This is a genomic window from Spirosoma sp., assembly GCF_048594605.1.
Classification (GTDB): Bacteria; Bacteroidota; Bacteroidia; order Cytophagales; family Spirosomataceae; genus Spirosoma.
In genome coordinates this window covers 1-6,472 of sequence record NZ_JBMDWV010000389.1, presented here as the reverse complement: position 1 = coordinate 6,472, position 6,472 = coordinate 1, and the positions used below count along the sequence as shown (strand labels likewise).

Annotated in this window: 4 protein-coding genes and 1 pseudogene; 2 read left to right on the top strand and 3 right to left on the bottom strand. The window is 50.1% G+C overall.

Annotated elements, in window-relative coordinates:
* Positions 1-1,435, bottom strand: a 1,435-nt coding sequence (locus ACOJS8_RS24175; RefSeq protein ID WP_420151127.1) for a RagB/SusD family nutrient uptake outer membrane protein, incomplete at its 3' end; no start/stop codon positions are given.
* Between the two features lie 19 nt (positions 1,436-1,454).
* Complete coding sequence (locus tag ACOJS8_RS24170) at positions 1,455-4,751, bottom strand: SusC/RagA family TonB-linked outer membrane protein (RefSeq protein WP_420151126.1); 3,297 nt, start codon at positions 4,749-4,751, stop codon at positions 1,455-1,457.
* 171 nt (positions 4,752-4,922) lie between these two features.
* Between ACOJS8_RS24170 and ACOJS8_RS24165 the strand changes: the two genes are divergently transcribed.
* Entirely contained in the window at positions 4,923-5,372 is a 450-nt protein-coding gene (locus ACOJS8_RS24165; RefSeq protein ID WP_420151125.1) for a hypothetical protein, read from the top strand.
* A gap of 21 nt (positions 5,373-5,393) precedes the next feature.
* On the opposite strand, the gene ACOJS8_RS24160 is transcribed toward ACOJS8_RS24165, so the two are convergent.
* On the bottom strand, positions 5,394-6,134 hold the full coding sequence (locus ACOJS8_RS24160) for an EcsC family protein (RefSeq protein ID WP_420151128.1): 741 nt from the start codon (positions 6,132-6,134) through the stop codon (positions 5,394-5,396).
* Positions 6,135-6,242: 108 nt separating this feature from the next.
* On the opposite strand from ACOJS8_RS24160, the pseudogene ACOJS8_RS24155 reads away from it, so the two are divergent.
* A pseudogene (locus ACOJS8_RS24155) lies at positions 6,243-6,472 on the top strand (hypothetical protein); the annotation flags it as partial.

Sequence of the window (6,472 nt, the reverse complement as noted above, 5' to 3'; positions counted from 1 at the left end):
CGATATCGTCGAACCGAAAACCTTCCAGGCATAACTCAATACCGCGCTCCCGACGTACCTCCAGAATGACCGGGTCATTAATCGCCGGAAAATAGTTGGCTTTCAGGTACTGATCAACCACGACAGGTTTGGCGGTGAGGCCACCTGTGATTCCGGCCCGTTTCCGTAAGGCACCAATGGTCAGCGCCCAGTCGGCGTCGGTCAGGGTACCCAGTTCCGCTTTTGCTTCGGCATAGGCCAGAAGAACCTCCGCATATCGGAAGATACTGACCGAGTTGATATTCAGATCGCGAGTATCATAATACATATCGTCCAGCGCCCATTTGATAGGCATATAGCCGGTAAACGTGTACGAGAACAACGGGGGCGATGGCACCAGCACCCCCGCGTTGGTACGCTTATAATCGCCCACCCGAATGGTTTGCTGAAGCCGTCTGTCCCGATTTTTCACCTCATCCTTGAACAACATGGTTTTGTAGGCCGGGTTGTTGGTAAAGGGCGTACCATCGATGTTCAGATACGTATTTACAAAGGTTCGGATAAAACTGGCTTTATCGCCATACGTACCGCTTGTCCAGTACCAGTTCGCATCGCTTAGGTTGTTCAGGGCCAGATCCAGCACTGCCGACATCATAACCTCGGTAGCTACCGGCGCGGGGTTAATAAACACCTGCCGATACGACTTGTCGGTTCCCAGGGCGTCGTAGAGTTTATAGCCGCCTTCATCGATTACTTTTTTGGCGGCTACGGCGGCCTGATTCAGCAGATTTTCGGCCGATCCCTGCAGTCCTAAATTGGTATGGTATTTTCGGAACGTACCTTCGTGGAGGCTGACACGCGCTTTGAAGGCATACGCTACGTATTTGGTCACTAAACTGCGGGTAGGTTCGCTATTGGTGGTGATGTTCTGGCAGGCATAATCCAGATCGGCCAGTACCGAATCCATCACCATCGTGCGCGAATCGCGGCCTTTGTAGAGCAATTCTGCGTCTGATACGTCCAGCGCCTTGCTGAACCAGGGTACATCGCCAAAGCGTTTTACCTTGTCGAAGTAAAACCAGGCTCTGAAAAACCGGGCAATGCCAAGGTAATTTTTCCGGACGGCCACGGGTACTTTGGGGTCAGTACAGTTCTCAATAAAATAATTGATATTCCGTAAATCCGTCCAGACCCAGCCCGTACTTACCTGCGCGCTGTAATTGCCTTCGGTAATAAAAGGTGGCGTGTCCTTGCGGGCCAGATAGTCAGAAATGGCATCGGCCCGGTGCAGATTTTTGCCATTCATCATATTATAAAACGAATTGGTGTAAAGCACCAGGCCACTCTCACTGCTGAAGATGGGGCCTTTCGTCGTCGTCGCTTCGGGAATTTCCTCCAGATCACAGCTTAGGCACAAAACCGTGGCGAGAAGTATCAGAATATAATTCAGTTTCATGATTGACTTTTTAAGGGGATTAGAACGTAACAGACAGACCCACCGTTACACTTTTCATGAGCGGGTAATTGTAGGCGTCGCCCGAGTTTCCGTTTGGATTAAATACCTGATCGGAAGCGACAGCGTTCTCTACGTCGAAATCGCGGGTGCGCTTGAAAAGCGGAGACGCCGTCCAGATGTTTTCGGCAGAAACATACACACGGGCCGCCGACGACTTAATTCTGGAGACAAGCGAATGGGGCAGGTTATAGCCGACCTGAATGTTTTTCAGCCGCACATACGCTACGTTCTGCAGATAGCGTGTTTGCGGAGCAATTAACGTTCCGTTGGCGTTGCTGGCCAGCCTCGATACGTAGCGTGGGAAATACGCATCCGGGTTTTGTTCAGTCCAGATATTTCCTAGCTGACTTTTCGGAATGCCTCCATACGGCCGGTTGTATTGCCCCCAGAACAGGCTCGCTTCGCCACTCGGATACCAATCCTGCTTGGCTACACCCTGAAAAAAGGCGGAAAAGAAAAAGTTATTCCAATCGCCCCCGATCATGGCTCCGTACGAGTACCGGGGCGTAGAGTTCCCAATAATCGAGCGGTCGCCCGGATTATCGACCCGGCTGGTTCCGGGCGTAATGGCCCCATCGCCGTTGGTATCTCTGAACTTGATGTCGCCGGGAAACCACAGGCCGCTGGAAGCCGTTCGGAACAGGCTCTGGCTGGCGCTATTTTTCACATCCTCCGCCGACTTGAAGAATCCTTCAGTTGTGTAGCCCCAGATTTCGCCCAGCCGCTGCCCTTCGTAATAATCGCTCAGCAGTTTTTGCGGGTTATTGAATTTGGTAACCACGGCGGTATAGTCGGCCAGCGTCAGCCGAAGATCGAAATTGAACGGTTTGGCACCGAGCGAAAACTTATCCCGGTACGAGAGCATGGCTTCCCATCCTTTGGTTTCCAGATTCGCGTAGTTTCCTTTGGGAGAAGCGGCCCCAAAAACGGCAGGCAGCGTCAACCCCGTCGTAAACATATCCGTTGTGGTTCGGATGTAGGCGTCGGCCACGAAATTCAATCGGTTAGAGAGCATCGACAGATCAATGCCAATGTTTTTGGTTGTGGCCGTTTCCCAGGTCAGCCCTTCTGGTATGACGGTCGGGTTGCGGGTTTGTTGTGGTTTTTGCCCGTTCAGAATAAGCGCTGATTGTGAGATGGCAAATTGCTCCAGATAGGCATATGAGTTAATATTTCCGTTGCCCAGCGACCCGTACGAAGCCCGGAATTTCAAATCAGAAATAAGCTGTTCGGATACTTTCCAGAACGGTTCTTTAGACAGCCGCCAGCCGAAGGAGTACGACGGAAAAAAGGCAAATCGCTGATTGGCTGGAAATTTTGACGAGCCATCGTAACGCCCATTGACTTCAAATAAATAGCGGTCTTTGAACGAGTAATTGAGCCGGGCAAAACCACCCTGAATTTTCCAGCGTTCCCAGCCGCCCGTCGTTGTAATGGCCTGGCCCAGCGCCAGACTGATGTCGTTGGCATCCTCGAAAATCAGACCGTTCCGTTGCGTTATCAGGCGTTTAAACGTCGATTGTTCGTAGTTATACCCAGCCAGTGCTTTTACGTAGTGATCCTGCTTGAACGAATTTTCATACTCCGTATAAAAATTCGTGGTCATGTAGGCCGTTTCGCGAAACGTATTGCCGAGGTAATTTGTCGTTGTTCCGACATAGGCAATCACGCCGGGTTTGATGCTGTACGGCACGGGTACGGCTTTTGCTACGTCGTTGTTATCAGTGTTCTGAATCGTAAAATCGCCTTTAACTCTGAATTTGTCCTTGAAAAACTGGGTCGCAAAGCCGGTCGTGTTTCGAAAAACCCGCTTGTTGTTATCGATGCCGTTTTTACCGTAGTAAAAGTCGCCGACCGTATACGCTGCCGACGCCGTAAGCGTGCCGTCAGGATTCAGCAGGGGCGATAACGGGTGGCCTTCATCGGCAATATTTCGCCAGATTCCCCCACCCTCGCCAACGTTCGACGGATTGTGGTAAAACATATCGGAATACTGCGACATGTTGTTGATACGTAGCCAGGGAAACGCCTGCACTGACCCCTTACCCATGAAATTGAACATCCGGTACTTGTCAGAATTGTAGCGAAACAGCCCATCCTGACCGTAGTAACGACCTGTAACCAGATAGCTGGCTTTGTCGGTACTCCCCGAAATGCTCAGATTTTGCTCAACGGCATGCGTACGATCTTTATACAACAGATCGTAATAGGCGGTATTGCCGTAATACACGTATTCGCCGGTAGCCGGATCGATTTCGACTTCGGGCAGTCCGCCCACCTCCGACCGTCGTTTTACCTCATTCAGGTACGCCTGCGAAAATTTGAGCGTTTTGTTGGCATTCTGCGGGAACGTACCGCCAAAGTTGACAAACGACTCCGCAAACATTGAGGCCCAGGTATAGCCATCAGTCACCAGATCGGGCTTGGCAATTGGGCTTTTGAACGAGTAATTGCTGGAATAGTTTACGTTTACTTTACCCACCGTTGGCACCTTTGTTGTGATGAGCACAACCCCGAACACGCCCCTTGCGCCATAAATCGACGCCGAAGCCGCATCTTTCAGCAGCGTAATGCTGGCCACATCATTAGGATTCAGCAAACTCGGGTCGCCCTCTACGTTATCAATCAGCACCAGCGCACTACCACCCTGCCCGATCGACGTAGTGCCCCTGATGTTGAAGCTAGGCGCCTGGTTCGGTTTGCCGTCGCCCATCTTGATATTGAGGTTCGGCAAAACGCCCTGAAGACCCTGATTCAAGTTCGTCATGGGGCGGTTATCGAATACGTCGCTCGTGATCATATCGACCGCGCCGGTCAGGTTGGCTTTCTTTTGCACGCCATACCCGACAACTACCACTTCGTTCAGGGTTTTCTGATCGGCTTTGAGTACTACGTTGATCGTGTTCTGACTGCCCGGTGTAATTTCCTGCGAGATGTAACCGACAAAGGAAAACACCAGCATAGCCGACCGATTCGGTACGGTAAGCGTATAACGTCCGTCGGCGTTTGTTGTGGTACCGCGCTGCGTTCCTTTCACAACGACGCTCACACCGGGTATGCCTGCGCCGGTTTCGTCGGCTACGGTGCCCGTAATAGTTTCATCGGCATTTACAATCAGGACTGCCGGATTCAGATTGGGTGGGATCACTACGTCCCGGACATGGTGTGCCTGAACGGTACTTGCCAACAGACTCGCTATGAGCACTAGCCTGCTGCTACGTAAGCATGAAGGGGGAATTCGGTAGAGTTGTTCCATGGTAAACGGTTTTTAGCATGGAAGATAAGAAGAAGTATTTTATTATGACTTTATCCAGAAAAAATAGAATTGTATTAACTATCTTATTCGCCTGAACACTAGTGCAACTGAGTAATTGCTACGTCTAGTCTTCTTTGTTTCGTGTATCCTGAAATCTTAATTGATTGTTCTATGAAATTGTACTATTTAGCTGGCTGGGTCATGCTCGTAACCACGGTATTCGGTTGTCAGACCAGGCAGCCGGACGTCCCAATTATCGGGACATGGGAACTGGTTTCGGCAACGACTACAGAAAAGGACTCAACCTTCTCTACCTTCGATCCGAGCCATAAAATGATTAAAATTATTAACCCCACGCACTTTGCTTTTTTAAATCACAAGCTAAATGTGCCCAAAGATTCGTCGAATGAATTTACAGCAGGCGGAGGAAAATACACCTTGGTCGACAGTACGTATACCGAGAATCTGGATTATTTCACAGACAAGAATTGGGAAGGCAACAAATTTGAGTTTGTCGTTAAAATCTCCGGCGATACGTTGATTCAAAAAGGCATCGAAAAAGTAGAGAAACTGAGCATCGACCGCATAATTATTGAAAAATACAAACGGGTCAGCAACTGAGTTTATCAATGAGCGAACCCGTTATTTCGTAAGTAACGCTTTGTCCTCGGCCAGCAGGCGCATTCGGTACGCATTCATGGCGGTACGTCCGAGCTGATTCACCAGACGATAATTAACGACAATCCCCACGGCGGCCCCGATGCCCGGAACAAGTTGCGCCATTTTGGCCAGGTCAATGTAATCGCGGTATTCCTGCTGAAACCGAAGCCAGTCGAACTGGTGAATGTCGTCGGGTAACTGACGGCTGTGCTCGGGCCAGTTTGCTACGTATTGATACACCTCCTGCCGTCTTTCCTGACTCGAAAACGCCAGTTGAAAAATGTACAGAATAAATACCCGTTCACGATAGTCATTGACGGAGAAACCATACAGACTGCCGATCTCGAATAACATTTTCATCTTTAGCGCCAGCAGAATCGGGAAATCGGCCAGACCGAGCAGAAAGCCTCCGGCGCCCGTTACGCCCCCTTCGGCAGCACTCGTTTTTTTGTAAAATTCAATTCGGCGCGCTACGGCCGCATCGCGCTCAATGAGCGTTTGCCCAGCTACGGGCTGACGCGATAAGAATTCGGCCCCAAACAAAACAGCCCGGGTCATTTGCTTGATCGTGGCCGTAATAACAGCGTGTACTTTGTCGGGGATAATCCGGTTAATCCGACGTTGTAGTGCGGTAGAAAATCGTCCAAACGTTGATGGCGGCTTTTGCATGGCCTGCTGCCAACGGGTCAGTTCTGTCTGGACGGCTTGTTCGTAGGGAGTCATGTGCATGGATTGAGCGAAATATACTATCTTCACCGAATTAAAACGCCAAATTGACTGTTTACTAATATACATCCTCATTAACTTCCACAAACGCCTGCTTGTCCAAGTATGAAGAATGTTTTTTTGCTTCTGGTTGCTGCTGTCCTTCTTTATTTTGTCAGCACCGGATACAAACCCAACCGTAACGTTGCCGTCGTTAAGCCAGTTGCCGCTCCTAAACACGAAAAATTCATTCCTTATCTCGACGTATACGACACACTTCGGCTAAGTCAGACCGGCCTGCAGAAGTCTGTTTTTGAGTATGCGCTGCGGGGTTGGCAGCGAGTAAGTCCAGACAA

Bases quoted from the DNA above. Each gene is read 5' to 3' on its own strand.
- ACOJS8_RS24170 (WP_420151126.1), bottom strand. From the start codon at position 4,751: ATGGAACAACTCTACCGAATTCCCCCTTCATGCTTACGTAGCAGCAGG.
- ACOJS8_RS24165 (WP_420151125.1), top strand. From the start codon at position 4,923: ATGAAATTGTACTATTTAGCTGGCTGGGTCATGCTCGTAACCACGGTA.
- ACOJS8_RS24160 (WP_420151128.1), bottom strand. From the start codon at position 6,134: ATGACTCCCTACGAACAAGCCGTCCAGACAGAACTGACCCGTTGGCAG.